Origin of the sequence: Fibrella aestuarina BUZ 2 (assembly GCF_000331105.1) — a bacterium.
Classification (GTDB): Bacteria; Bacteroidota; Bacteroidia; order Cytophagales; family Spirosomataceae; genus Fibrella; species Fibrella aestuarina.
The window spans coordinates 4154622-4179576 of the sequence record NC_020054.1; the positions used below are offsets into that span (position 1 = coordinate 4154622).

The 24955-nt window shown below is 49.0% G+C and carries 19 protein-coding genes, 3 tRNA genes and 1 pseudogene; 5 read left to right on the plus strand and 18 right to left on the minus strand.

Annotation, left to right across the window (positions count from 1 at the left end):
- Positions 1-155: 155 nt before the first annotated feature.
- Together FAES_RS16955 and FAES_RS16960 are read right to left on the minus strand one after the other, a co-directional pair.
- A complete protein-coding gene (locus FAES_RS16955; protein WP_041258015.1) occupies positions 156-2195 on the minus strand; it encodes a M3 family metallopeptidase in 2040 nt (679 codons plus the stop codon).
- Positions 2196-2334: 139 nt separating this feature from the next.
- Complete coding sequence (locus FAES_RS16960; RefSeq protein ID WP_041258016.1) at positions 2335-3459, minus strand: fatty acid desaturase family protein; 1125 nt, start codon at positions 3457-3459, stop codon at positions 2335-2337.
- 176 nt (positions 3460-3635) lie between these two features.
- Between FAES_RS16960 and FAES_RS16965 the strand changes: the two genes are divergently transcribed.
- Positions 3636-4454 (plus strand): DUF4198 domain-containing protein, encoded by an 819-nt coding sequence (locus FAES_RS16965; protein ID WP_015332466.1) that lies wholly within the window; start codon positions 3636-3638, stop codon positions 4452-4454.
- An 18-nt stretch (positions 4455-4472) separates the two neighbouring features.
- On the opposite strand, the gene FAES_RS16970 is transcribed toward FAES_RS16965, so the two are convergent.
- From FAES_RS16970 to FAES_RS17005, 8 genes are all read right to left on the minus strand, one after another.
- Positions 4473-5441, minus strand: coding sequence for a quinone oxidoreductase family protein (locus FAES_RS16970; RefSeq protein ID WP_015332467.1), 969 nt, complete (start codon positions 5439-5441; stop codon positions 4473-4475).
- A gap of 85 nt (positions 5442-5526) precedes the next feature.
- On the minus strand, positions 5527-6330 hold the full coding sequence (gene cdaA / locus FAES_RS16975) for a diadenylate cyclase CdaA (protein ID WP_041259082.1): 804 nt from the start codon (positions 6328-6330) through the stop codon (positions 5527-5529).
- A gap of 97 nt (positions 6331-6427) precedes the next feature.
- Positions 6428-7414, minus strand: coding sequence for a ribonuclease Z (locus tag FAES_RS16980; RefSeq protein ID WP_015332469.1), 987 nt, complete (start codon positions 7412-7414; stop codon positions 6428-6430).
- Complete coding sequence (locus FAES_RS16985; protein WP_015332470.1) at positions 7368-7790, minus strand: STAS domain-containing protein; 423 nt, start codon at positions 7788-7790, stop codon at positions 7368-7370. Before FAES_RS16985 ends, FAES_RS16980 begins: the two co-directional genes overlap by 47 nt.
- A gap of 85 nt (positions 7791-7875) precedes the next feature.
- The gene (locus FAES_RS16990) at positions 7876-8826 is read right to left on the minus strand and encodes a phosphoribosylaminoimidazolesuccinocarboxamide synthase (protein ID WP_015332471.1); all 951 of its coding nucleotides are present in this window, start codon (positions 8824-8826) and stop codon (positions 7876-7878) included.
- 82 nt (positions 8827-8908) lie between these two features.
- Positions 8909-10084, minus strand: coding sequence for an acetyl-CoA C-acyltransferase (locus FAES_RS16995; RefSeq protein WP_041258018.1), 1176 nt, complete (start codon positions 10082-10084; stop codon positions 8909-8911).
- A gap of 31 nt (positions 10085-10115) precedes the next feature.
- Positions 10116-10820 (minus strand): tetratricopeptide repeat protein, encoded by a 705-nt coding sequence (locus FAES_RS17000; RefSeq protein WP_015332473.1) that lies wholly within the window; start codon positions 10818-10820, stop codon positions 10116-10118.
- A gap of 102 nt (positions 10821-10922) precedes the next feature.
- Positions 10923-11876, minus strand: a complete 954-nt coding sequence (locus FAES_RS17005) for a VWA domain-containing protein (protein ID WP_015332474.1) — start codon at positions 11874-11876, stop codon at positions 10923-10925.
- 227 nt (positions 11877-12103) lie between these two features.
- On the opposite strand from FAES_RS17005, the gene FAES_RS17010 reads away from it, so the two are divergent.
- From FAES_RS17010 to FAES_RS17020, 3 genes are all read left to right on the plus strand, one after another.
- A tRNA-Ser gene (locus tag FAES_RS17010) sits at positions 12104-12193 on the plus strand.
- 2 nt (positions 12194-12195) lie between these two features.
- Positions 12196-12268, plus strand: a tRNA-Pro gene (locus tag FAES_RS17015).
- Between the two features lie 459 nt (positions 12269-12727).
- Complete coding sequence (locus tag FAES_RS17020; protein ID WP_041258019.1) at positions 12728-13339, plus strand: hypothetical protein; 612 nt, start codon at positions 12728-12730, stop codon at positions 13337-13339.
- 7 nt (positions 13340-13346) lie between these two features.
- Here FAES_RS17020 and FAES_RS30820 read toward each other — a convergent pair.
- A pseudogene (locus tag FAES_RS30820) lies at positions 13347-13759 on the minus strand (recombinase family protein).
- A gap of 1777 nt (positions 13760-15536) precedes the next feature.
- Here FAES_RS30820 and FAES_RS17030 point away from each other — a divergent pair.
- Positions 15537-15610 (plus strand) — tRNA-Arg (locus FAES_RS17030).
- A 111-nt stretch (positions 15611-15721) separates the two neighbouring features.
- Here FAES_RS17030 and FAES_RS30635 read toward each other — a convergent pair.
- The 7 genes from FAES_RS30635 to FAES_RS17070 form a co-directional block, all read right to left on the minus strand.
- The gene (locus tag FAES_RS30635) at positions 15722-15985 is read right to left on the minus strand and encodes a hypothetical protein (RefSeq protein ID WP_041258021.1); all 264 of its coding nucleotides are present in this window, start codon (positions 15983-15985) and stop codon (positions 15722-15724) included.
- A 289-nt stretch (positions 15986-16274) separates the two neighbouring features.
- Positions 16275-16781, minus strand: a complete 507-nt coding sequence (locus FAES_RS17040; protein ID WP_041258022.1) for a hypothetical protein — start codon at positions 16779-16781, stop codon at positions 16275-16277.
- 980 nt (positions 16782-17761) lie between these two features.
- Positions 17762-18688: a hypothetical protein gene (locus tag FAES_RS17050; protein WP_015332476.1), complete on the minus strand. Its 927-nt coding sequence runs from the start codon at positions 18686-18688 to the stop codon at positions 17762-17764.
- Positions 18689-19510, minus strand: coding sequence for a hypothetical protein (locus tag FAES_RS17055; protein ID WP_041258023.1), 822 nt, complete (start codon positions 19508-19510; stop codon positions 18689-18691).
- A 38-nt stretch (positions 19511-19548) separates the two neighbouring features.
- On the minus strand, positions 19549-20658 hold the full coding sequence (locus FAES_RS17060) for an ATP-binding cassette domain-containing protein (protein ID WP_015332477.1): 1110 nt from the start codon (positions 20656-20658) through the stop codon (positions 19549-19551).
- 181 nt (positions 20659-20839) lie between these two features.
- On the minus strand, positions 20840-23710 hold the full coding sequence (locus FAES_RS17065; RefSeq protein ID WP_015332478.1) for a type I restriction endonuclease subunit R: 2871 nt from the start codon (positions 23708-23710) through the stop codon (positions 20840-20842).
- Between the two features lie 6 nt (positions 23711-23716).
- Complete coding sequence (locus tag FAES_RS17070) at positions 23717-24955, minus strand: restriction endonuclease subunit S (protein ID WP_015332479.1); 1239 nt, start codon at positions 24953-24955, stop codon at positions 23717-23719.

The window sequence follows — 24955 nt, forward strand, 5'->3', positions numbered from 1 at the left end:
CGCATAGTCCCAGTTTGCCCACCTTGTCCCACTTTCGCAGAATGCGCCCTGTAAACGAGTTTGGGGATTAACGTTTGGGGTTTCCAGTTGGCTAACGCGCGCTACTCAGGCGTCAGCCAACTGGAAACCCCAAATGTTAATCCCCAAACTCGTTTCTACAACACCAGCCCACTTCGGCGGAGCATGGCCTGTGGCGACGGCTCACGCCCGCGAAATTTCTTGTAAAGCTCCATCGGCTTTTCGGCACCGCCACGTTCGAGCACGTTCTGCCGGAACTTCTGCGCAACGGCTTTGGCGTTCAGGCCACCGTTCTGCTGGAAGTACTCGAAGGCATCAGCGTCGAGCACCTCGCTCCACTTGTAGCTGTAGTAACCGGCCGAATACCCGCCCGCGAAGATGTGCGAGAACGCCGTGCTGAACGACGTGCCCTTTACCCGTGGGAAGAGGTTCACCAGCGAGTCGGCGTGGTTTTCTACGTCGGTGATCGTTTCGCCGGTGGGCTTGCGGTCGTGGTAATACATATCCGTGATACCAAAGCGCAGTTGCCGCAGGTTGGCCAGCCCCGCCATGAAGTTCTGGCTCGCCCGGATCTTATCGATGAGCGTTTGCGGGATGACCTCGCCCGTCTGGTAGTGTTTGGCGAACAGGTTGAGGGCCTCGGGCGTGTAGCACCAGTTTTCCATCACCTGCGAGGGCAGTTCCACAAAATCGCGGGGTACGCTCGTGCCGCTCAGGCTTTCGTACTGCCCGTTGGCCAGCATGCCGTGCAGCGCGTGGCCAAACTCATGGAAGAGCGTGGTTACCTCATAGAACGTCAGCAGCGAGGGGCGGCTGTCGGTGGGGCGGGTGAAGTTGCAGACGTTGACGATGTGCGGCCGCAGGTTTACGCCGTTCACGATCTTCTGGCCCTGCACGTCGTTCATCCAGGCACCGCTGCGTTTGCCGGGGCGGGGGAAATAGTCGCCATAAAATACGGCCAGGTACTTCCCGTTCTGGTCGAACACCTCATAGGCTTTCACCTCCGGGTTATACACCGGAATGGCTTTGTTTTCTTTGAAGGTCAGGCCGTAAAGCCGGTTCGCCACCGTGAAGACGCCTTCCAGCACGTTGTCGAGTTTGAAGTAAGGCCGCAGCATCTCGTCGTCAAGGTCGAGTTTCTGCTTCTTCATCTTCTCGGCGTAGTACGAGTAGTCCCACTGTTCGAGGCGGTCGTGGTCGAAGCCATTAGCCTGCGCAAAGGCGGTCAGTTCGTTGAGCTGACGCTCAGCAGCGGGGCGGGCATACTGCACCAGCTCGTTGAGGAACGACTGCACTTTCTGGCTGGAGCCAGCCATGCTTTCTTCCAAGACAAAATCGGCGTGGGTTTTGTACCCGAGCAGGTTGGCCCGGTCGTAACGCAGCTGCACCGTGCGGTTGATGATCGCCTGATTGTCGTTTTTATCCCCCTTGAACCCCCGCGTGTTATAGGCTTTATATAGCGTTTCACGCAGATTCCGGTTGTCGGCATATTGCATGAACGGCCCGTAGCTCGGCGCCTGAAGCGTGAAGGCCCAGCCCGTCAGCCCTTTTTCCGTCGCCGTTTTTTTGGCGGCTTCCAGCGCAAAATCGGGCAGGCCTTTCAGCAGGTTGATGTCGCTGACGGGCAACACATAGGCGTTGGTCTCGTTCAGCACATTCTCACCAAATTGCAGCGAAAGCTGGGCCAGCTCCTTATCGATCGCCCGGAGTTTTTCTTTATCCGTTGCGTTCAGGTTGGCGCCGTTGCGGGCAAACCGCTTGTAGGTTTTCTCAACCAGCATCTTGCTTTCGGCGTCGAGCTTAAGCTTGGCCCGCTGGTCATACACGGCCTTCACCCGGGCAAACAGCTTCGGGTTGAGCGTAATGTCGTTGCCGTATTCGGTCAGCAGCGGCGACGCTTCCTTCACGATGCCCTGTAGCTCAGGGCTGGTTTCGGCGGCGTTCAGGTTGAACAGCACCGACGTAGCGCGGCTGAGTTCATCACCCGTACGCTCTAAGGCGACGATGGTATTGGCAAAGGTGGGGGCGGCAGGGCTATTGGCGATCGCCTCGATCTCCTTACGCCCAGCCGCGATGCCGGCCTTAATGGCGGGCAGGTAATGCTCATTTTTAATGAGCGGAAAGGGGGCCGTTTCGTGGGGTGTCTGAAACGGCTTCAGCAGTGGATTATTGGTCATACTAGGTGGAGACTGCGCTGCCACACCGGCCTGAGTACTCGATTGGGCAAAGCCCGTAGCGGCACCACAGAGCGTGGCAGCAGTTGCTACAACAACGTTGATTACGGAAAGCGGGGTTCGCATGAAAAAGCCATTCGGTTTAGCCAAAATTAACCGCTGCTTCCTGTTTTTCAGCGTCGCTCATCGCCATAGCGGTTCCGTTTTTTTTCAGCAACCGATAGTGAGACCCCAATGCCGACGCGAACGTCTGGTTTTCGATGTAGGGAAGATCAAATTCATGCGCTGTCTGCCGCACAATCATGGCCAGGGCCGGATAGTGCACGTGGCACACCTTCGGAAACAGGTGGTGTTCGATCTGCCGGTTGAGGCCCCCGCACAGAAACGTAGCCATCAGGCTGTTGGGAGCAAAATTGGCCGTCGTTTGCATCTGATGAGCCGCCCAGTTTTCGGTAATGCTACCCTGGTCTGTCGGCATCGGGAACGTTGTGCCTTCCACAACGTGCGCCAGTTGAAAAACCAACCCGAGCACCAACCCTTCAACCAGGTGCATCAGCACAAACCCGATGATAAACTGCCACCATGTGATGTCGAGCACGATGAGCGGCAACACGATAAAGGCCACATAATAAAGTGCCTTGTACACAAACAGATTGACGTATTCCTGCTGTGGATGCCGCGAGTTGTCGTGCGAGGAGCCAATCTCTTTCTTGAAAAATTTGAGATAATCCTTTCGGAACACCCACGACAACGAGGCCAGTCCGTAGAGCGGAAACGCATACAGGTGCTGAAACCGCTGCCAGGGCTGATGCCCCTCAGTCGGGTCGAGCCGGATCAGGCCGGGGGCCACGTCGATGTCTTCGTCGTGGCCGGGAATATTGGTATACGTGTGGTGTACGATGTTATGGGTGATCTTCCAGACATACGGGTTGGCGCCGATCATGTAAAAGCTGGTGCTGACCAGCCGGTTCACCCAGCCTTTGGCCGACAACGCCCCGTGAATAGCATCGTGCGAGACATTGAAGCCCACAAAGGCCGCAAAAGCGCCCATCAGCATCGCCATGCCCAACATGGCCCAGCCCCCAAACTGGTTGGACATGATCAGGGCGTATAAACCCAGGTAGCCAGCCAGGAAAAAGACGATCTTTCCCCACATGTGGGCGTTGGCATACGGTGCAATATTGTGTTGGGAAAAATAGGCGTCGGCGCGGCGACGGACGGTGGCATAAAAGGCGGAACGAGGCTCGGTTATGAACTTAACTTTCATGTAAGGAGGGTTATGGTAGAGGACCAGCAACCAGCTTACCCAAGTGGCACTTCACATCCCATTTTATAAGTATAACGCATGGTTTCCAATAAACCTTTACCACTTCCGTACTATATTTTTGGCTACCCGTTGTGCGTTAGACACGTTGAACAGCTTTGCTATCGATTTCCCACCGCATGAAACACCGTGTATGGTTAACCTGCCTGCTGCTGATCGTATCGGTTTCCGGGGCCGTTGGCTATGAATTCTGGCTACAGCCTGCCCGCTTTTTTGTCTCCCCCGGCATGACCATCCGGGTGCAGACGCTGGTCGGCGAACGGTTTACGGGCGAGCTATCCGAAGGGCACAAAAAACGGATTGTCCTCTACAAACACCACTCGGCGTCGGGCACGGTCGATCTGTCGGCAGCGCTCGCGGGCGATCATTACGGCGAGACCAGCGTGAAGCTGACGCAGCCCGGTACGCATGTGCTGGTTTTTGCCAACACACCCAAGTTTATCCGGATGGAGCCCGATCAGTTTCTGAATTACCTCAACGAAGACGGCCTCGACAATGTGATTGCCGCCCGCGAAGAAGCCGCCGACACGCTCAAGCCCGGTTACGAATTGTATAGTCGCTGCGCCAAAACAATGGTGCAGGTAGGCGACAACCCCGACCCGACCCTACCCGCCAGCAGCAGCCTGACGCTCGATATTGTGCCGCTACAGAACCCTTACACCCTGCGGGCCGGCCAACGGCTGCGGCTGCAAATTCTGTTCAACAACAAACCCCAGCCCGACGCGCTGGTTCGGTACTGGGCCAAATCGGAAACGGGTCAGGTGGAAGCCGACGTTGTCCGCTCAGACCGACGGGGGCAGGTGCAGTTTAAACTGAAAGCCGGCCAAAACATGGTCAGCACCGTTCGAATGATCCCCGCCCCCATCAACCGCAACGTACCTGAGACGGCAGACTGGCGGAGCTACTGGAGTAGCCTGACCTTCGGGTGCAGACCGTAGCACGTTCAACCGCCGCCTTTACAGGCGAATAATCAATTTCCCGGTGGTGCCGCGGCTTTCCAGATCGCGGTGGGCCTGCGCGGCGTCGGCAAGCGCATAGGCTGGCTGAATGAGCAGCTTGAGTCGGCCTTCAGCCACCCAGTTGAAGACGGCGGTGGCGCGTTCGAGCAAGGCCGATCGGGTGGCGGTGAAATGGCCCAGCGTGGGGCGCGACAGGAAAATCGACCCTTTCTGACTCAGCAGCAGGGGCGAAACCGGCGGCACGGCGCCGCTGGCATTGCCAAACGACACCATGCTGCCCAGCGGGCGCAGGCTGTTCATACTCCCCTCAAACGTCGACTTACCCACCGAATCATACACGGCATGTACCCCCACGCCGCCCGTCAGGCGTTTCACCTCGGCGGCAAAATCGGTTTGGGTGTACAGAATGACCTCATCGGCCCCGTGCGCCCGCGACAGTTCGGCTTTTTCGGGTGTCGATACGGTGGTGATGACCCGGGCGCCGCGCATCCGGGCAATCTGGGTAAGCAACAGCCCCACGCCGCCCGCCCCGGCATGAATCAGCACGGTATCGCCCGGCCGGATGGGGTACGAAGCAAACGCCAGGTAATGGGCCGTCATACCCTGTAACAACACCGCCGCCGCCTGCTCGTCGGACAGCCCGTCGGGGATGGGGACCAGCTTCTCGGCCGGCACGACCACGTACTCGGCATACGTACCTGGGTGCGAGGTGAACGCAACACGCTGCCCAACCGACACCTCCGACGTACCTGGCCCCAGTGCCTCCACGACACCGGCTCCCTCCTGCCCCGGAATGTAAGGCAGCGCGACAGGGTACAGACCCGACCGGTGGTAGGTATCGATGTAGTTGATGCCGATGGCGGAGAGCTTCACCAGCGCCTCGTTGGGGCCGGGTGTTGGCGTGGGTACGTCGGCCAGGGTCAATACCTCGGGGCCACCAGTTTGGGCAAATTGAATCGCTTTCATGTCATTTGACGGTTACCGTTACTAACTGACAGACCCGGTAATTGATGAACAACACCAACCACCGGGCCTGATGCTGACGTAGGCCTTATGCTTTGGGGGCAGCGAGGTAACGCTGTAGCCGCTCTTCCAGGTCGTGCAGGCTCAGGTTGACGTCCAGATTGCCGTTGGTCGCCAGCGACAGGCGGCCCGTTTCTTCCGAAATAGCCACGACAGCGGCATCCGACGCTTCGCTCATGCCCAGCGCCGCCCGGTGCCGGAACCCCATCGACGCGGGCAGCTCGGCATCGTCGGATACGGGCAAAATGCAACGCGCCGCCCGAATGCGCCCTTCGCCGATCAGCACGGCCCCATCGTGCAATGGGCTGTATTGGTTGAAGATAGCCAGCAACAGCGGTTTTGAAATTTCGGCGTCGAGCTGCTCACCCGAATCGGCCACCTTCGACAGGTCGTCGTGCCGCTGCAACACCAGCAGCCCACCCGCAAACTCAGCAGCCAGCACCTTGCAGGCGTCCAGAATGGGCCGCAGCGGGGTTTGTTGCTCGGGTTGTTCGGCCTGCCGCAACAGCCATCGACGTACCCAGCGGTTGTTGCCGATATTGGTCGACTTGCCGATGAGCAGCAAAAACCGCCTGATTTCCTGCTGAAACAGGATAATCAACGCCAGTGCCCCCACGCTGATAAAGTATTCCAGAATGGTCGTCAGCAGGTGCAGGCCCAGCGCTTTGGCAACCAGGTAAAACAGGTAGACTGACAGATACCCCACAAACACCCGGCTTGCCACGCTCCCCCTAACCAGATTGTAGATCTGATACAGCAGCACGGACACAACAGTGATGTCGAGTACATCAAGCCAGCCAACATCAAGGAAACCAAGGCGAACAACAAGCATCATGGTGGGAACAAACGGGTTCAGGTGCTAGGTCGGCAGGCCGCTACCAGGCCATAGATACGCCAAAACTGAAAACAGAAGGCCGAAAACTCAACACTTATACTAAAAAAGACTGCCCTTCGACCGCCAGATTCGTATTCGGAAAAGCGGCGCGGGCTTCGGTCAGGAAGTCATCGAACGTTTTGTACCGCGACGAAAAATGCCCGATCAGCAGTTGGCCCACCCCGGCTTTGCAGGCTAGCTCACCCGCCTGACGGGCCGTCGCGTGGTGGACTTCGCCCGCCCGCAGCAGGTTGTCGTCGCGGAACGTGGCCTCGTGGTACAGCAGGTCTATACCCTGAATCTGGTCGATGATCCGTTCATTATAGCGGGTATCCGAGCAGAAAGCATACGCCCGCGGAGCCGGGCCGGGGGTCGTGTAGTCGGCGGCGGCATACACCACCTGACCAGCTACATCGGTGACGTCCTGCCCGCTTTTCAGGGTTTTCAGGACCTCAATCGGCACATCGGCGGGCAGGCGCTCCCGAAGCAGGTGCGGCCGCGCTGGTTTTTCCCGAAACAGAAAGCCTGTGCAGGGAATGCCGTGGTCGAGCGGAATGCTTTCGACGGTCAGGCCCGGCAGATCGAGCAGCAGCGTCGGCTCGGTGGGGTCGACGGCCTGGAAATGCAGCGGAAAGTGAAACCGCCCGTCCGACACCCGAAACGTGGTGGTGATAACCTCGTCGAGCCCGTGCGGCCCAAAGAGCCACAGGTCTTCGGTGCGGCCACTCATGTTGAGGCTCGACAGCAGCGGCAGCAGCCCGAAATAATGGTCGCCGTGCAGGTGGCTGATAAAAATATACTTCAACCGACCGGGCCGGATCCGCTGCTCGAGCAGGCGGTACTGGGTGGCCTCGCCACAGTCGATCAGAAAATAGTCGGCCTGATAGGTCAGCAGTTGGGCCGTCTGATACCGGTCGCGGGCGGGGGTTGCCGACCCCGACCCTAAAATAGTTACCGCAAACGGCACCGAAGAGGCTTTTTCGGCACTCAGTAGGTCATCGTTCTGGCTCGAAGCTTTCGTCCAACTCTCCATCATACTCATCATCGGCCCCGTTACCGAAATCGTTCTCAAGTTCGTTTAAAAATACGGCGTCGATGGCTTCTTCCACCGTGGGCAGAATCGTCAGGTCGGCAATGCGGGCATCTTCCAGTTCGTCGGTCAGTTCGTCGTTTTTGGTAACCAGCACCAGCAGGCCCAATTCGTTGCTGCACTGCCGGTTGATCTTTTTGATGGCCAGCAAGGCACCCTGATCGACCGTCTGTATGGGGCCGAGGTCCACAATCAACCGACTGAAACCCTCGCGAAACAGCCCGCGGCTGGTCGTCTCAAATGCGCCCGCCGACTCGCCCGTGAAATCCCCTTCGCCCGCCACCCGTAACAGGGCATACCGTTCTGTTTTTTCTACTGTAAACTCCATACAACGTTGTAGGTTTAAGCTCAACCGCCAGAATGTGCCAATATGGGGCCCGCAGGCCCGTATCGGCGCATATCTGTCTTCTTTTTTATTTTGTCAAATACCCATTAATCGCCTGCTCGATCCGGCCCAGCGGGTCGTTGCCCGGCGCCGGTTCAAAGGCCTGCCCCGTCACGGTTTCATACAACTCGATGTACCGGGCCGTGATCTGACCAATCCACTCATCAGACATGTCGGGCACGGTTTGGCCCGCTTTGCCCTGAAAGTTATTGGCAATCAGCCACTCGCGCACAAACTCTTTCGACAGCTGCTTCTGGGGTTCGCCCGCCGCGAGCCGCTCGGCATAGCCTTCCCGGTAAAAATACCGGCTCGAATCGGGCGTGTGAATTTCGTCGATCAGGTAGATTTTACCATCAACGTGCCCAAACTCATATTTCGTATCTACCAGGATCAAACCCCGTTGGGCGGCCATCTCGGTGCCACGCTGAAACAGCGCCAGCGCGTACTCCTCCAACTGCACGTAGGCTTCGGCCGATACCAGCCCGCGGGCGATGATGTCGGTGCGCGAAATATCTTCGTCGTGGCCTTCGTGCGCTTTGGTAGTCGGCGTAATGATGGGCGTGGGCAGGCGGTCGTTCTCCTTCAGCCCGTCGGGCAGGTGTACCCCGCACAGGGTACGTCCCCCGTCGCGGTAGGTACGCCAGGCATGCCCCACCAGATACGCCCGCACCACCATCTCGACCGGGAAGGCATCGCACTGCCGCCCGACGCTCACGTTGGGGTCAGGTACGTCCAGCAGCCAGTTGGGCACCAGGTCCGCGGTGGCCCGCAGGAAGTGCGCCGCCGTCTGGTTCAGCACCTGCCCTTTGTAGGGAATGGGCCGGGGCAGCACCACATCGAACGCCGAAATCCGGTCCGACGCGACCATAACCAGCTGTGGACCAGCCGGATGGTTGGCAAATGAATACACATCGCGGACTTTGCCCTTGTAGAATCCGGTCTGACCGGGAAAGGAGAAGTGGGTTTCCTGAATAGGCATAAAATGGGGTTTGACGTTTGGGTTTTAAGGGTTGACGTTGGTTGTTGACCATCAACCCTTAAAACCCAAACATTAAACGAACTTATAGTTTCTCAATCACAATCGCGGAGGCGCCACCCCCGCCGTTGCAGATGCCCACGGCCCCGTAGCGGCCACCCCGCTGCTGTAACACGTTGGTGAGCGTCGTGACGATGCGGGCACCCGATGCGCCTAGTGGATGGCCGATCGAGACCGCCCCGCCAAACACGTTCAGTTTTTCCTGCGGAATGTCGAGCACCTGCGCAAAGGCCAGCGGCACCACGGCAAAGGCTTCGTTAATCTCGTAAAAATCAATCTGATCGGCGGTCAGGCCGGCGCGCTCCAGGGCTTTGGGTACGGCTTTGGTGGGCGCCGTGGTGAACCACTGCGGTTCCTGCTCGGCATCGGCATAGGCCACGATCCGGGCTAGGGGTTTCAGGCCCAGCTCAGCGGCTTTCGTCGCGCTCATCAGCACCAGTGCCGAGGCGCCATCGTTGATCGTCGAGGCGTTGGCGGCGGTTACCGTGCCCGTTTTGGTGAAGGCGGGCTTCAGGTTCGGAATTTTGTCGTAGAATACGTTTTTGAATTCCTCGTCTTCCGAAACCGTCACGGGCCCTTTGCGGCCAGCGACCTCCACCGGTACAATCTCCGCGCTGAAGGCCCCACTTTCGGTGGCGGCTTCGGCGCGCTTGTACGACTGAATGGCGTAGGCGTCCTGCGCCTCGCGGCTGATGTGGTACGTGTCGGCCGTGGCATCGGCGAAGACACCCATAGCGCACTGGTCATACACGTCGATCAGGCCGTCTTTGGCCAGACCGTCGACCAGTTCGGCATTGCCGTATTTATAGCCAAACCGGGCTTTGGGTACGTAGTAAGGCACGTTGGACATGCTTTCCATGCCGCCCGCGATCACTACGCTCGTCTGCCCCAGTTGAATACTCTGAGCGGCCAGCATAATGGCTTTTGTACCCGATGCGCACACTTTGTTAATGGTCGTGCAGGGAATGTTGGCGGGCAGGCCCGCTTTCAAGGCAGCCTGTTTGGCGGGGGCCTGCCCCACGTTGGCCGACACCACATTGCCCATATATACTTCGTCGACCAACTCGGGAGCCACACCGGCGCGGCTAAGGGCGCCTTTGATGGCCGCGGCCCCCAGCTCGGTGGCCGAGAGGGTCGACAGGGCGCCGCCAAAACTCCCGATGGGGGTTCGTACGGCGGCGATGATTACTACGTCTTGCATGGTTTTCGTATTCGGGGTTGATGAAGGTCGTTTACCAGCGGCCCGCCGTGGCCTGCGGTTTCGTTCGCCGGGCTTTCCGGCGAGCCAGCTCATAGGGCAGGTCGTCGGCCTGTAGGGCATCCAGCAGTTGTTTGGCCTGCTGTTCCGACATGGCGGCGTTTCGGAATCGGTTAAGCTGATCGCGTTGCTGCTCGGTTTGTTCAACGCGCTGCCCCTGCGTTGGCTGGGGGGCTTCGGTGGGCTTTGGTGTCTGTTGGGCGGGTTTCTTCGCCGGCTTCTTACCCGAAAAACGCATTTTCACCAGCTCGTAGTTCTGGCGGGCCGCCATGTTATTTGGGTTGCTGAGCAGCGCCTTCTGAAAATGGGTAAGCGCAGACGTAGTGTCTTTCGCCAGGCAGGCCAGCACCCCCAGCTGCGTCGCGGCGGTGGCCGTTAGCTCGGGCGTTGGGTCGGCACCAGGCTGTTGCAGTTCGCGTTGCGCCGCTTTGTACTGCCGCAACTGGAACAACGACTGCGCCACGTTGATCCGTTCGGCCAGCGTGGGCGTCGGGGTAGTTTCCTCGACGTAGCGGTACAGCGCCAGCGCTTCGGCGTAGCGTCCCGACCGGTAGGCCACGGCCGCCTGCTTACGCGCCCGGTTTCGCCGTGACACCAACCCCAGCGAGGAATCGCTCAGGGCTGTTTCCAGCCAGGAAACCAGCAGTACGCTCAGAATGACGATACGGGATAGCAACATAGACGCCCCAAAAATAGAAGAAGATTGTCATTGGTGGTCATTAGGCGTCGCCGTCATTACCAGTCATTCGTTGCTTTACGCTGCCTGATAGACCACAGCCACTCACAGCCGCAGCGTTCGAACCGTGACCAGAACGTCCAGCGCGATGAGGATCAGCGCCGCTCCGAGGAAGTAGTAGTACTTGTTGGTCGACACCACGATGCGCCGCTGATCGATGGTGCGCCCCGGCAACGAGCGCAGGGCGAGCGCGATATTATTGGCCACATCGTCGGTCACGTCGGCATACCAGCCTTTGGTGGTTTGGGTCAGCGACCGCAGGAACTCCCGGTTCAGGCGCGATTGGGCCACCTGCCCCTGTTCGTCGGTGAGAAAGCCGCGCCCTTCCCGGATGGGGCTCCCTGCCTCGGTGCCCACGCCCACCGTCAGCAGCGCGATGTCGTACTTGCGGAGCGCATCGAGCGTGGCCGGGGGGCAACTCCCGAAGTTTTCGCCGTCGCTCAATAGCACGATTGCCCGGGTACGTTGCTGGGTGCTCGAATCGGACAGCATTTTCTGCCGAGCCAGGTCGATGGCCGCGCAGAGGTTGGTGCCGCCCCCGACGGCATCGGCCCGCACGGCCAGGAGTAGCTGATGCATGGCGGCGTGGTCGGTAGTCAGGGGCGCCAGCACGACGGCATCGTCGGCGACCAGCATCAGCCCGAACCGATCGGTGCTCAGCGAATCGGTGAGCTGTTCGAGTACGTATTTGGCCCGTTCGAGGCGCGTGGGGGCAATATCGGTAGCCTCCATCGAGCGCGACACGTCGAGCAGCAGGAACACATCCCGCCCCTGCGACGACACGGCCCGGGTGGCTTCACCAAAGAGCGGCCCGAGCAGGGCGATCAGCAGCATGGCGATGCTCAGTGACCGCAACACGAATTTGGGAACGATCGACCAGGGGGTGGTGTGCAGCTGACGCGCCAGTCGGATAATGCGGATAAAATAACCGACGTACCCCAGCAGGAAGACCAACAGGATGCCCCATTCAAGCCACGAAAACGAATAGAGCCAATTCATAAAAAAAATATGGGGATCAACCGGGCCAACCAGCGGCTATTTCTTCCGGCTCATTGCCAGTCGCTTGCCCGTTGGCCAGGCCTGTGGCAACCGCCTTGATGGGGTCAAAAATAGCACAGCAGCCGCTTTGGCTGTAAAGATTTTCTGGGATGTCGATTGGAGAACGCTCATTAGTCGCCTATATTTGCACCCGAATCAACCAGAAATGAGGGATTCAATCAGCCAGTGGAGAGATGGGTGAGTGGCTGAAACCAGCAGTTTGCTAAACTGCCGTACCCGCAAGGGTACCGCGGGTTCGAATCCCGCTCTCTCCGCCACTCGGGGTGTAGCGCAGCTGGTAGCGTACCTGGTTTGGGACCAGGGGGTCGCAGGTTCGAGCCCTGTCACCCCGACGAGTGAGAACCCCGGAATCAATCTGATTCCGGGGTTTTTCTATTCATAGCCTACCCATTGGCCGTTGATTTTCCAGACAGGTACGTTCGCACTTTTGAAAGCTACCTCCCCCTACGCTACCTTCCCGTCCTGATCTTACAGCATACAATCAACGATCGTTCTGGCCCGACAGCCGTTGGCTCTGCTTCGGCACGTACCTGACTGCACTGATGCGTCTCTCCTTGTAGACATAGATCAGAGAGCGCCACCTGAATTGGCTTACCAAAAGCATCCTGCGGGTGCAGCAGCACTGTTGCCATTCCAGCCCTGATCGGATGTATACATATCTGCGTAAATATGGTGCAATTTTCGACGGTCAGGATCTGACCGACTTCTCTACGGCCTAGTCAGACTGATGAAATCAGAATTTACTATTATTGTACTAACTTGACTAATAGGCTACAACACGCATTTGTACTATGGAAGAACACGATATTGAGAAGTTTATTAGGAGGGGGTTTCCAGAAAACTGGTATGATTATGCACGGGAATTGAAAGAGGCAGCAGTTCTAATTTGGAGAAGTGGCTCTAATGGATATATCGCCTATTTCATCAAAAATAAAGAGTCATACTATCGTAAAGTTTATTCAAGAACTTACTTTCTACTGATGGGCATTTCGATAGAAAATTTAATGAAAGAAATATTGATATCGGAGCGTCCCAATCACTTAGAAAATGGGGTTATAAGCAATGAGATTTCGTCTGGACACGACATACTACACCTGTCTAGTAAAGTAACGTCCCTGATTTTCAGCGATAAAGAGAAAGATATCTTTCGAGTATTAAGCGAAGTGATACCTTACTGGGGAAAATATCCGATCCCTAAAAATTTCAGTAAGCTAAAGAGCGAAGTTTTTATGACCGATCACTGGTTCAATGATTTGGTAGAGGTATATGACAAATTATTAGATCAATTACTCAAACTGAACCACAATGGCATTCAGGGGCCAAACAACATAAAATTCCCTGGTCTTAGGGTTGGGACAACAGACCAACTATCTGAGATATGGGGATCAGATGAAGATAGCTAGTTAATACTTACGCCTCGCGAACGTAAGTACCTGTACAGTGTACCAGAGCCAATGCCCAGCTCATCACAGATATCGCGCACAGGTTTTTTTCATTGTACAACGACTCAGCCAACCGGGCGGTCTGCTCGGCCTTTTTGAATAAGCTAGACTTACGCCCGCCCTTGTTGCCCCTAGCCCGTGCGGCCGACATCCCCGCCATGACGTGCTCCTGAATCAACCCACGCTCAAACTCAGCCAGTGAGGCCATCAGGTTAAAGTAGAGCCGCCCGCCGTGCTGGAATCGATGTTGTCCTGCAAGGAAATAAACTCTACTCCTTGCGTCTCTAACCCCTGTACGATATCTATTAGATGGCGTAGGCTTCGGCCTAACCAAGCCAATTTCCAGACGACCTGTGTATAACTAGGCCGAAGGCGCTTCATCAAGGTATTAGTCTAGGGCAATCAATGATAAGCGAACGGTTTCAGTAGTCTTGGCAGTCTCGTGGCAATCTTATTTATCTCCAATGTCTCGTAAAATGGCATCGATAAGGCTTTACAACACATTGATTACCAAATAAATATATTATTTCTATTACATGACCACGTGGTCAATCGAGGCTATATTCATATTTTTTTTACTGCACCGAAATCCAGCTCGCCGGTTTCTACGTAAAGTAGGTACAGCCGCCGCTTTATCCAACTACGCTCACCTTTATAGTCACTCCTTTATCCAACTAAAGTCATGTTCAGGACGCCTCATGACCTGGTACCACTGGCAAGCTGCTGTCAGTTAAGGTCAGGTTACTAACAGGCGTCTTTCTTTACCGTTAGCCAGCCCCCTGAATAGGTCAGGAACGCCGACTGCTACCGATACGAAGCGTTCCGGCGGTGCACACACCAGAGGTTGTATGAGAGCGGGTACAGCGCCCTGCCTCCATTAAAGCCGACCGCTTGGCGCTGCTGATTGAGCAGACGGGCCGTTTTGGGCATTATCCTTGTTGGCAAACCGGGCTCATTTTGAACCAGCAGGAGACACAACGTTCTCCTGCTGGGCGATTCATGTTGGATAAAGCGTAGTCAATTCGAAGGCAAAGCTTTCGCACACCCTATACTCTAGTGCATTTATAGATTATATGTATAGTTGAATCTATTACAATATGATTGATATAACTACCTCATAATCACCGTTGTTTAGGTAAGTTTCAAAAAAATTGATCTATTTATTTTTTACGAAGTTATGCCTAATTTTCACAAATACGTATAGACTATAGCGTTACTAGAGAATCTACTTATTAAACCTTAATATTTCCTGATTTCATAAAACGGTATACTTGTTTCGTAAAAACAACCACTCAGTATATTAATTGCCGCTTTTTCTGACGAAAGAAGTTTCATACGAACAGAATTAGCTGGGTTGGTACTCCTTTTGCTAAACGTATATCATCCTACAAAGGGAAACTTACTTCAACGTTATTGATGAAATTTTTTACTCACGAGCAAACCTATACGTACACCTTCTCAGGTCGTACTTTTTTACGATGGACAATAACAAAAAGCCACTACAGTCTGTAGTGGCTTCATTATTATTAGTTGGATAAAGCGTAATGTGAAAAGCCTCGGTTTATATGAACGGAGGCTTTTTTGTTGTCAGTTCAACCTCAACAGATTCACATTGTCTATTACTTACCCTATAGCAAAACCTAAGCCAATATAAATTGATATTATTTAGCTATTTTTTATAATTATATGCTTAATAATACTTACTTAAATACCAGAATTAAATACAACTTCCTATTACGCCATGCCGGATCCCTAACCGGCTGAGCTAGTTTGGCAACTACTCGATCATATGGGCGTTCCGGTGCAGTTCGGTTGAGCAGATTGATTGTCGGGTATACGTTCCAGTCTCGTTGCCGCTTCGGCTACGCGGCGTTTGTCTGTGATTCACCAAGCGATGGCCGACTCATTGACGTCCAGTCCATTTTCCCGAAAAAGCCGCTTCTTCTCGTAAACAGGCCGTAAGCATATAGGCCCCCTCCTGCTGTGAATCGGGCCGATTGACTGGGCTGCCGCTTGTAATTGCCCCCTTCAAGCCCTACTTTTGGGGCGCCTACTATTGACACTGACGGTATCCACGCCAGTGCGAACCCAGTCAGGTAAAGTCAATTGATCGGCGTGTAACGACTGAGGTAAAGTTCAGTTCCACATACAATCATTTGGTCCCGTAGCTCAGCTGGATAGAGCATCTTCCTTCTAAGAAGGCGGTCCTTGGTTCGAATCCAAGCGGGATCACACTAATAATCAGCCAGTTAACGTAATCATTGACTGGCTTTTTTGTCTAAAGGTACAACGTTAGGTACAACAAAAAGCAACAACGTACTTATCTACATTAGCCTTGAACATTTATCTACCGTTGTCAGGTAGCATAACTTTAACGCAACCGCCGACATGTTGGGCGTAGGCGGTTAGCTCACTATACGGTGTGATTGCCTCTCCACATAAACCCTTTACAACAACCTTGTCAGTTGGTTGAGGAAAGTTGCCGTTCGCTTCGTAGATCACGATCAACGGCTTTAGATCAGGCTTGAACAATCGCTTCACGGTGCCTTGGTCAATTCCTCCTTGTAACAGTTTTGCAAGCAGTGCTGTCTTCTCTGAACGCTTCATCAGGCCTCATTCTAAACTTGTGAGTTCGCTGGATTGACTAACATTACATTCGTACTCAAACGGCGGGCGTATCGGTTTACTTCTCCTAAGGCCGTTTCGTAGCGTTGCCCTCTTATCTGAAATTGCACGAGTGAGGCATCAGTAAGCGGTGGGCCTGTATAATCCAGGTCATCTATAATAACGATTGACCGGGGGGCATTGGCTACAGCCCGTTCTAATCGCTTGCGGGCGGCATCGGCAGTATCACTTTCCAGAACGCTAGTCAGCAACGTTATTTTTTCGGCTCGTTTCATTGGGGTATACTCATCAAAGGAACTGTAACGACTTCGCGGGGCTCAGCGTCGAAGAAAAGGCCGATGTAGGGTTTACTCAGCGAATCAGCGCACCGGCTAAAGTATCGGCGTAGGTCGCCAATCGTACCACCACTTATATTGATGCGTACATAGTTTCGCTTAGTCAGTTGCATCGTGTGCAGCGGTATAAGATCATACTGGCTATCGGCAGGATCTAGCATGGTGATGGCCGAACTGCTCATAGACCATCTTCGAAGGCCTGACCTATCCGCAACCTTGCAGATAAACTCCTGACTTGTTATAGTGATTGTATCGTTGTCTATATCATTGTAGTATACCAGAACCCCTAGCAATGCCTCAGGACAGTTGTTTACATCAATAACGCCGTGTGCATCAAGATAAGGCATAGAATCACGTAGACGCTCTTTTTGAAGTTTGCGCAATGCTGAGCTTTGCCCTTTTAGCGCATCCTGTAAAATAGCTTGCTTATCAGCCCGTTTCATGTCAGCTTAGTTTGTTGAGGGCCTTGTTTAACAGGTCGTCTACTTGTTCATCTGTCAGTGTGGATAGGTCTATTTTCTGTTCCCGCTGTTTGGGTAGTATATACTCCAAAAACTTTAGATAGGCGGCTATCCGGTCTTTTGGCTCCAACTGTTCTAGGTCGGTAGTTATCCCGTCAAACTGACTATCTATCAGAGTAGCAATCCGACTCTTTATGTCAGTGGTGGCTTTATTGGTGCTGCCGGGTTTACGCCCTCCCGTTTTTTCGCGTCCCTTCTGAAATACCATTGCGCTGTTTTGTTTTCAGGGTGTAAACTGGATTCATGTTGACTGACTGCTACCCCAAGCCAGGGCGGTAACCTTTTCTTTAGCTCATCCTCCTTTAGTTTGGTCCGTATTTTAACGCTGTTCAGTTAAAGCATCACGTAAGGCAGTAGAGCGGTAAGCATTCGCGCCCAGTCGGTGGGTTCCATTGCGGCCAATGTATCAGGTAATTCATTCAAGGACGATTGTCCTATGGCCTGTATTGATGCAGTAATTTCTTCAAGGCTACATTCAGCGTCCCGGCTTCGCGCCCTTTTTCAACTTTATCAACTGCTCTATTTTTTCTCTAATTTAGAAGAAAAAGGTAAATATCTAATCAATAAAATCATTATTATTTGGTGTATTTTTTTGACTTAAACCAATGAATTAATTGATTTAAAAACTGGCTTCCTAACGTATTCTTAAAAAGTTAAAACGCAATTTTTTTTTGCAATAAGACACATAAACATACAGACTTCCATTACGCAATCCTTGGGCAATATAATACCATACAATATGTACCTCTTTCTATGATTGCATTTTATGGCTATCAACCATAAGCCTGTAATTATTGTCAGTTTATTTTAGAAAAACGCTCTAGAAGTTATAATCAATAATAGTATAAAACAATCTATTGCTACGCACTTAGTTTACACCTAAATCTAGATGTAATACTTCATTATATTATGCCGAGCTCCTTTAATATATCATATTTAAATTTACTAAAAGGCCTATTAATAAAATTTATAGAGTCATACTCTGCACCAAAAATAATTCCGTAAAGGTCTTCTCGAGAAATATGGACACCTCTAAGTAAATTTGAAGTAAGAATACTCAGATATCTGTCAGAAAAATACTGTCTTGTCTTAATAAGGTTCAATAGCTCTCCAATGTGTGAGTTATAAATTTGTTCTAGTGCAAATGCTTCAACAGTATTTTTTTCCTTTGATGGATTTTGAGTAATAATTTTGATTTTTAGTCCGGACTTTGAGGAGTTAGAGTATTCATAAGTAAATCGTATATCGCTAATCTTATTATCAAAGTATGGGTGTAAATGATCATCTAAATTAAATTTAGCCGTTCCTTTAATACTTGAATTGCAAATAGAGCAACATGGAATCAAATTATAAAATGAAACTGCAAGTAATGGATTTGTTCCTTTATCAAAATAATGGTCAAATTGTGGTCGTACGAGTTTCTCTCCCCCTTCTGTGATAACCGTACTTGTGTAGTTTCTATTGCAATAAGTGCAAGTATTTATATCCAGTGATTCAGCTAAATCATATGCATCATATCTATTTTTTGCTTTTGTTATAAATAGATCATAATTAAAAACGTATTCAATTCCAATTCTTAAATCAGGATAAAAAGTAACAAAAGGGGCCAATTGTTTATTTACTTCGATAAGTTTGTCAGGTGTACCAATTAGAATATCATCAATATTATCATTAATTAAGTTTGAAAATATTGTTTTCATAATTTCATTATTTATATTTCTTATATTATCAATTTTATCTATTCGCTTTAAAATAAAATCGAACATTCCTTTATGAAAACTTCGTTTCGCCTTCATTATTTTCAGACTATTTGCAGGTAGATGTAGCATTTATTTCGTTATTTTATTTTTTAAAATTAGAAGTTTTTCTATTTGCTCCTCAATTAATGATATTTGTATATTTGTTTCCATCTTATCATCATACATCTCTGCAAGCTTTCGTTGAACTATTGGCTCATCAATCAGAGATATTAGTTTTTTATAATAGTCTGAATTTTGTCTATCTTCTTTATTAGTTAGCCATTGTATAGTATCATGGATTTTATCAAAGACAAAATTACCTATAAGAGAACTTTCAATAAAGAACGAATCAGCAATTAAATCGGATATGTTCGCACCAAATGTCCTTGATGGTCTGTTTTTGTCGTTATACACTAGAACATTTGACGGACTATCATAGTCTTGTCGCTCTATGTAAACAACATTAGTGTTCGGCAAATCGGATAATGTAATAGGGTCATGTGTTGTAAAAACAATTTCGATAGATGGCTTTGTCCTAAGTTCATTAAAAAAATATGGCAAAGTTTTTATAAGTGCTTTTATATATTTCTTTTTCCACGAAATGTGGAATGTTAAGTCAGCTTCGTCAAGTAAAAGAATATAATGGTTACCCACTTGCCTGGAAGTGAGCTCCTTAAGATTCGAATCTAGGAAACCATAAATCCTTGAATAAAAGTTAAGCAAAGCGCTTTCTCCTGAACTCATCCTTCTAGAGTATGGCATGTAATTGATAAACTCATCTACCTTCTCCCTTTCATCAATTACTAATTCAGCTTTATTTGAATAAAACTTTACATAATAGCTATTCAACTCATTAAAAAATATTCTTTGCAACTGTAAAATTTCAACTGCATCCTCTGGCGATAGTTTCAAAGTTTCATTTGAAACTTCATATTCGCTTTTCGCTTTATCTATCGATGAGTATATTTTTTTAACAATTTTTCTAAAATATTCTTTTTAAAAATATTTTCACTTTTTCCCGGCTGTATTTTAATGGCCCCATACTTAGCAAACATGATTAAGGCTTTATAAGAATCTGCTTTTTCAAGTTGCTTATTTAATTTGTCATATGGAAAGTCGCCTTCTTCCAGAAACGAATTACTTTTTTCTAACTGCTTATAAATTACACTAAGTATGCATTTAATTACGTTTCGCTTTAATAGATATTGATTTATTTGAACTTGGCTAGCTCTTTTGTTTCTATATAAATACCATGCAGAACTTTCCTTTTCTGCTTTATCAGCGATAGATGTTAAAATACTCCTTAACTGGTATGGAGTGTTGTGTTCTTTAACTTCACCTTTATAGCCTCTAAAATATAAAATCGGCTCGTAGTGATTTTGTAAGTGAAACAAATCTTTAAATATATTTTGTTTTTTGACTAAATCCGAACTAAGAAAATATATTTGTCGAAGCGAATTTTTGAAGACTAATTCTTGAGACGCTGAATAAGCTAAGCCATTCTGATTTGTATCTTTTTCCCCTAGTTCTTTTAAATCATCCTCTACAATCTTGTCAAATGAAATATCGTGATTATCTATATTATCAAAATTTAAATTGTACTTGTAATCATAATGAGGTGAATAATAAATAGATTTAATTTTTTGATTAGAACTTTCATTTAACTCTATTTCTTTATTATTACGTTCTTTAATAACTACTTTACCAAAGTCATTTTTCAGAATAAAAGGCTTTCCAGAATCGTTTGATTCGTAAAGAAATAGAGATTTAGCATGTGGTAATGCGTTTGTATTATCAATAAATACGCTTCTAATTATATCTAATAATGTTGATTTTCCCGCACCGTTTTGACCTACTATTGCATTAATATTTGTGAGTTTTGAGCCAAGATTTGTTGAGTCAAAAAAATTAGGTATAAAGTTTTTATTAATAGTCCTTGAAATATTAACATTATCATTTTCTTTTTCGAAACTATAAAAATATTTAGTCCCAAAATTTATTGTTTGTGGCGCGTCAAATAAGTAATCATGGTGTTCGATGTAAATTGCTGCAATTCTCATTGGCTTACTTGTGTTTTAATTTAATGATTTTAAATTTGGCCTCTATGCGATTCCATAGATTACTTTACAGTAAAATCCATACCCCTATTTATTCAATTTGCATTGTTGACATCATCAGACTTAAATGCCAACATAAAATTGGAATCAATTCTGATGATTAAATTAAGTAATTTTTTCTCTTTTACTCCGCTTCTGGTATGTCAGTAAAGAACGTTTCTACGAAGTCGAGAATCTTGTCTTTAATTCGCTGTACTATGGCTTTGCGCTGAAGTAGTTTCGGCTTCTCTGTTAAGATGGCTACTACATCATCGTTCAGGGGTTCGCGCTCTGTGAAGAGGAAATTATTTACAAGCTGCTGTAAACCGCCTTTATCTAGTTTTTCTTCTTCTGTGAGCTTATCTAGGGCCTTGCTGCGCTCGAGCTGTATAAACTCATCAAATGACTGTGGTACGGCTGCTGCTGAATCTACATGAGGCAAGTTTTCCGCTATAAACTTCTCTATCAGTTCGCGCTTGCTTCGTAGCTTAACCTCACTATCCAGCAACTTCTTAATTTCCTGTTTCTTGCGTTCCTTATCTGCTGGTTTGGCTGCTACCAACGCGGCCAATAGCCGGAGAATGTAGGAGACGTTTATTTCATCGCGTTGAATCAGTTCTAACTCAAAGTCAACGTCTTCTAAGATGGACTCTTTCTCCTTGTGAACGTTCGACTTTACTTTGTCGTACAAGTCTAGGTACTTGCTTTTGTAGTCTTCAAAGGTCTGTTCATCCATTTGGAGACTATCAAAGCTAAAATCGCTGAAGCAGGATAGAATGTTCTTCAGCCGGATCAATGCCCGAAACGCTTTTACAAATTCTAGCTCCTCATCTTCGCTCGGTAAGTCGTCTACACTATCAACGGTAGGTGTGAGGCTGATTAGATGCTCATAGGCTTTATCGAACTTGTCTACATAGTCTTCAAACGGCTGCATGATGATTTCTTCAATAGCCTCTTTGTTTGAAAAGAGGGTTATTGCCTCATCAGTGGCCGCTTTCAGGTTCCGAAAGCAAACGATGTTGCCTTGTGACTTCTGTTCGTTTAATATCCGGTTGGTGCGTGAAAATGCCTGTAAAAGACCGTGATACCGTAAGTTCTTATCAACGTAAAGGGTATTGAGCTTTTTGGCATCGAATCCGGTCAGGAACATATTCACGACCAACAAAATGTCTAGCCGGTCACTGTCTAAAAATCCGTCTCGTTCGCGCTCTTTCAGCCGTTTGGCAATGTCTTTATAGTAGTTCTGAAACGATAGGCTATCTTTAGTACTATACTTGGTGCCATACATCGCGTTGTAATCGCTGATGTAAGATTCTAGCTTATCCCGGCTGTGCTGGTTGACGCTTGCCCCTTCAGGTACGTCTACCTCTTCATCAGGAATGTTGCCGTTTGCGTCTTTGTCGTCTTCGTTGGCGGCATACGTGAAAATAGTAGCAAGCCGTAGGTTATGCTTTCCGGCTTCTTTCTTCTGCTGAAACGCCTCGTAATAGCGCGTGAGCATATCAACGTTACTCACGCACAACATGGCCGAAAACTCTTTACTGTGCGTTTTACGGTTGTGATTGGCTATAATGTAATCAACGATCTTGTTGAGCCGGTCTTCTGACTCCATCAACTCTTTGGTGTCGATGGCTTCAACGTCTATGTCTAGTTCGGCGCGGCTGTCGTCTTTGTATTTATAGCGGCCAACGTACTCAACAGAGAACCGTAATACGTTTTCGTCCCGAATGGCATCCGTGATAACGTACTTGTGTAAGCACTCCTCGAATAGCTCTTTGGTGGTGCGTTTGCCTAATTCGTTCTTTACGGCGTTGTCGGCAAAGATGGGCGTACCGGTGAAGCCGAAAAGCTGACTATTGCTGAAGAAGTCTTTAATTCGTTTGTGGGTGGCTCCAAACTGGCTCCGGTGGCACTCATCGAAAATGAAGACGATCCGCTTATCTTTCAACTTATCCATTTTAAGCTGATGGCGGCCTTTGCTGATGGCCGTGTTCAGCTTCTGAATGGTGGTAACTATGATACGGCTGTCGTCGGCAAATTGGGCAACTAGCTTACTGGTGTTATCGGTAGTATCGACGCTGCCTTTGGCGAATGTATCAAACTCACGTTGGGTCTGATAGTCCAGGTCTTTACGGTCAACCACAAACACAACCTTATGCACTTGCGGCATGGCACTTAATAGCTGGCTGGCTTTGAATGAGGTAAGCGTTTTACCGCTTCCGGTGGTATGCCAGATGTAGCCGTTTTTGTTGCCCGTTCTAACCCGCTCTATTATGGCTTCTACAGCGTAATACTGATATGGCCTGAACACCATCAGCACGTTGGTAGTGGGTAAGACGATATAGCGCGTTATCATCTTGGAGAGGTGGCAAGGCTCCAGAAAGACTTGTGCAAACGCGTCTAGCTGCTTGATTGGCTTATTCTCTATGTCTGACCAATAAAATGTCTGCTTAAACGATTGCTTGCGGTTGTTGGCGTAGTACTTGGTATTCACACCGTTGGAAATCACAAACAACTGCACGTAGTTGAACAGCGCGTACCCGGCCGAATAGGAATGTTTTTGATAGCGGTTTGTCTGGTTGAACGCTTCTTTGAGTTCCAGCCCCCGGCGTTTCAATTCGATTTGCGCCAATGGCAAGCCGTTAATCAGAATCGTAACATCGTAGCGGTTTTTGTAACTGCCTTCAATCGTTATCTGATTGGTTACCTGATATTGATTTTGGCACCAAAATTCTTGATTAATAAATTCAAGATACAGGATATTCCCATCGGTGCGGGTAAGCTGCATCTTATCACGCAAAATCTTAGCTCGATCAAAGACGTTGCCTTTATTAAGGTAGTTCAAGACCTGAGCGAACTCTTTGTCGTCTAACTGAACATTGTTGTGCTTCTCTAACTGCGTTTTTAGGTTCGCCAGTAACTCTTTTTCATCCTTTATGACAACCTGCTTATAGCTCAACCCGACAAGTTGCCGGATTAGATTCTCTTCTAAAGCCTGTTCGGATTGAGTAGCCATGAATCGTTAAACAAAGAGTTTCTGTAAAAGACCTTTTTTAAAAGCTTTGGTATGTTCCAGTTGGCCGGCTACTCCACTTATTATCTGGTCTATTGTTGATAAGAAATCAGCTATTCTATCTTGTTCTTCTTTAGAAGGGCATATTATCGTTATATCTCTAAAAAACTCCACAACACTTACGTTCAACAAACCATGATTTCTTGCGCCTTCTTGAGCAATTTTACGTATTTCTGAGTTCAAATACCCACTGTCAAAATATTGATCGTAGAAGCCTGCTGAATAATTTGCTTTAAGCCGGAAGCAAATATATAGGGTTGATACTACTCCCCTTTCATAACGTTTAAGGCGTTTAATAGCACCCATAGGGTAGCCATTCGAGTAACTTTTATTATATGCAAAGTCACCCTTTTGTAAAAGATAATAACCTGTTAGATTCTGTGATGAAACGGACTTGTTGAAGTAGTCTGTTTGGCTAATCAATCCGTACTGAGCCGATATAGTTAATACATTGGAATTATTTTCTTCATTCTTACGAGTAACACGCTCGAACACTTCGTTAAACTGTTTTTCCTCCCAATCTGGATAGGGTCTCCCATAGTTATCTTTAAATCTAATCTTCTGACTAAAAAGTTGTTTTATAACAGATTGTTTGTATTGTTCTAATATGGATTGTTTTTTTAATAACAGCTCAATTTTGGCGTCGATTATATTTAGAAATTTGGCTATCTTCTGTTGTTCAAAGATATGTGGTCGAGCAACTTTTATATCTCTAAAAAAAGCATCCACACTTATATTTAGTAATCCGTGATTTCTAGCTCCTTCTTGTGCTATTTTTTGTATATCTGCATTGATTAATCCAGACTCAAAATAATGACTGTAAAAGTCTTCACTATTGTTAACCTTTATTTTAAAACATATATACAATGGAGACACTATACCTTTTGAGTAAAATGTTAGTTTCTTTATAGCTCCTACTGGATATTCTTTGGAATAACTCTTATTATATGCAAAGTCACCTCTTTCCAATAAGTAATAACCACTAAGATCTTTTGATGCAACAGATTTATTAAAAAACTCTGTTTGGCTTATTAGACCGTACTGTGCCGAAATTGTAAGAACATTAGTGTTTTTTTCTTTGTTCTTACGCATAATCCTATCAAAAATAGCCCTTAATTCACTTTTCACCCATTCTCCCGAAAACTCATTGAATCGTAAAATAGGCACATTGCGCTGACTTGTATTCAT

Excerpts from the sequence above, each read along its gene's own strand:
- FAES_RS16955 (WP_041258015.1), bottom strand. The coding sequence starts at position 2,195 with ATGACCAATAATCCACTGCTGAAGCCGTTTCAGACACCCCACGAAACG.
- FAES_RS16960 (WP_041258016.1), bottom strand. The coding sequence starts at position 3,459 with ATGAAAGTTAAGTTCATAACCGAGCCTCGTTCCGCCTTTTATGCCACC.
- FAES_RS16965 (WP_015332466.1), top strand. The coding sequence starts at position 3,636 with ATGAAACACCGTGTATGGTTAACCTGCCTGCTGCTGATCGTATCGGTT.
- FAES_RS16970 (WP_015332467.1), bottom strand. The coding sequence starts at position 5,441 with ATGAAAGCGATTCAATTTGCCCAAACTGGTGGCCCCGAGGTATTGACC.
- cdaA (WP_041259082.1), bottom strand. The coding sequence starts at position 6,330 with ATGCTTGTTGTTCGCCTTGGTTTCCTTGATGTTGGCTGGCTTGATGTA.
- FAES_RS16980 (WP_015332469.1), bottom strand. The coding sequence starts at position 7,414 with ATGAGTATGATGGAGAGTTGGACGAAAGCTTCGAGCCAGAACGATGAC.
- FAES_RS16985 (WP_015332470.1), bottom strand. The coding sequence starts at position 7,790 with ATGGAGTTTACAGTAGAAAAAACAGAACGGTATGCCCTGTTACGGGTG.
- FAES_RS16990 (WP_015332471.1), bottom strand. The coding sequence starts at position 8,826 with ATGCCTATTCAGGAAACCCACTTCTCCTTTCCCGGTCAGACCGGATTC.
- FAES_RS16995 (WP_041258018.1), bottom strand. The coding sequence starts at position 10,084 with ATGCAAGACGTAGTAATCATCGCCGCCGTACGAACCCCCATCGGGAGT.
- FAES_RS17000 (WP_015332473.1), bottom strand. The coding sequence starts at position 10,820 with ATGTTGCTATCCCGTATCGTCATTCTGAGCGTACTGCTGGTTTCCTGG.
- FAES_RS17005 (WP_015332474.1), bottom strand. The coding sequence starts at position 11,876 with ATGAATTGGCTCTATTCGTTTTCGTGGCTTGAATGGGGCATCCTGTTG.
- FAES_RS17020 (WP_041258019.1), top strand. The coding sequence starts at position 12,728 with ATGGAAGAACACGATATTGAGAAGTTTATTAGGAGGGGGTTTCCAGAA.
- FAES_RS30635 (WP_041258021.1), bottom strand. The coding sequence starts at position 15,985 with ATGAAGCGTTCAGAGAAGACAGCACTGCTTGCAAAACTGTTACAAGGA.
- FAES_RS17040 (WP_041258022.1), bottom strand. The coding sequence starts at position 16,781 with ATGAAACGGGCTGATAAGCAAGCTATTTTACAGGATGCGCTAAAAGGG.
- FAES_RS17050 (WP_015332476.1), bottom strand. The coding sequence starts at position 18,688 with ATGCTACATCTACCTGCAAATAGTCTGAAAATAATGAAGGCGAAACGA.
- FAES_RS17060 (WP_015332477.1), bottom strand. The coding sequence starts at position 20,658 with ATGAGAATTGCAGCAATTTACATCGAACACCATGATTACTTATTTGAC.
- FAES_RS17065 (WP_015332478.1), bottom strand. The coding sequence starts at position 23,710 with ATGGCTACTCAATCCGAACAGGCTTTAGAAGAGAATCTAATCCGGCAA.
- FAES_RS17070 (WP_015332479.1), bottom strand. The coding sequence starts at position 24,955 with ATGAATACAAGTCAGCGCAATGTGCCTATTTTACGATTCAATGAGTTT.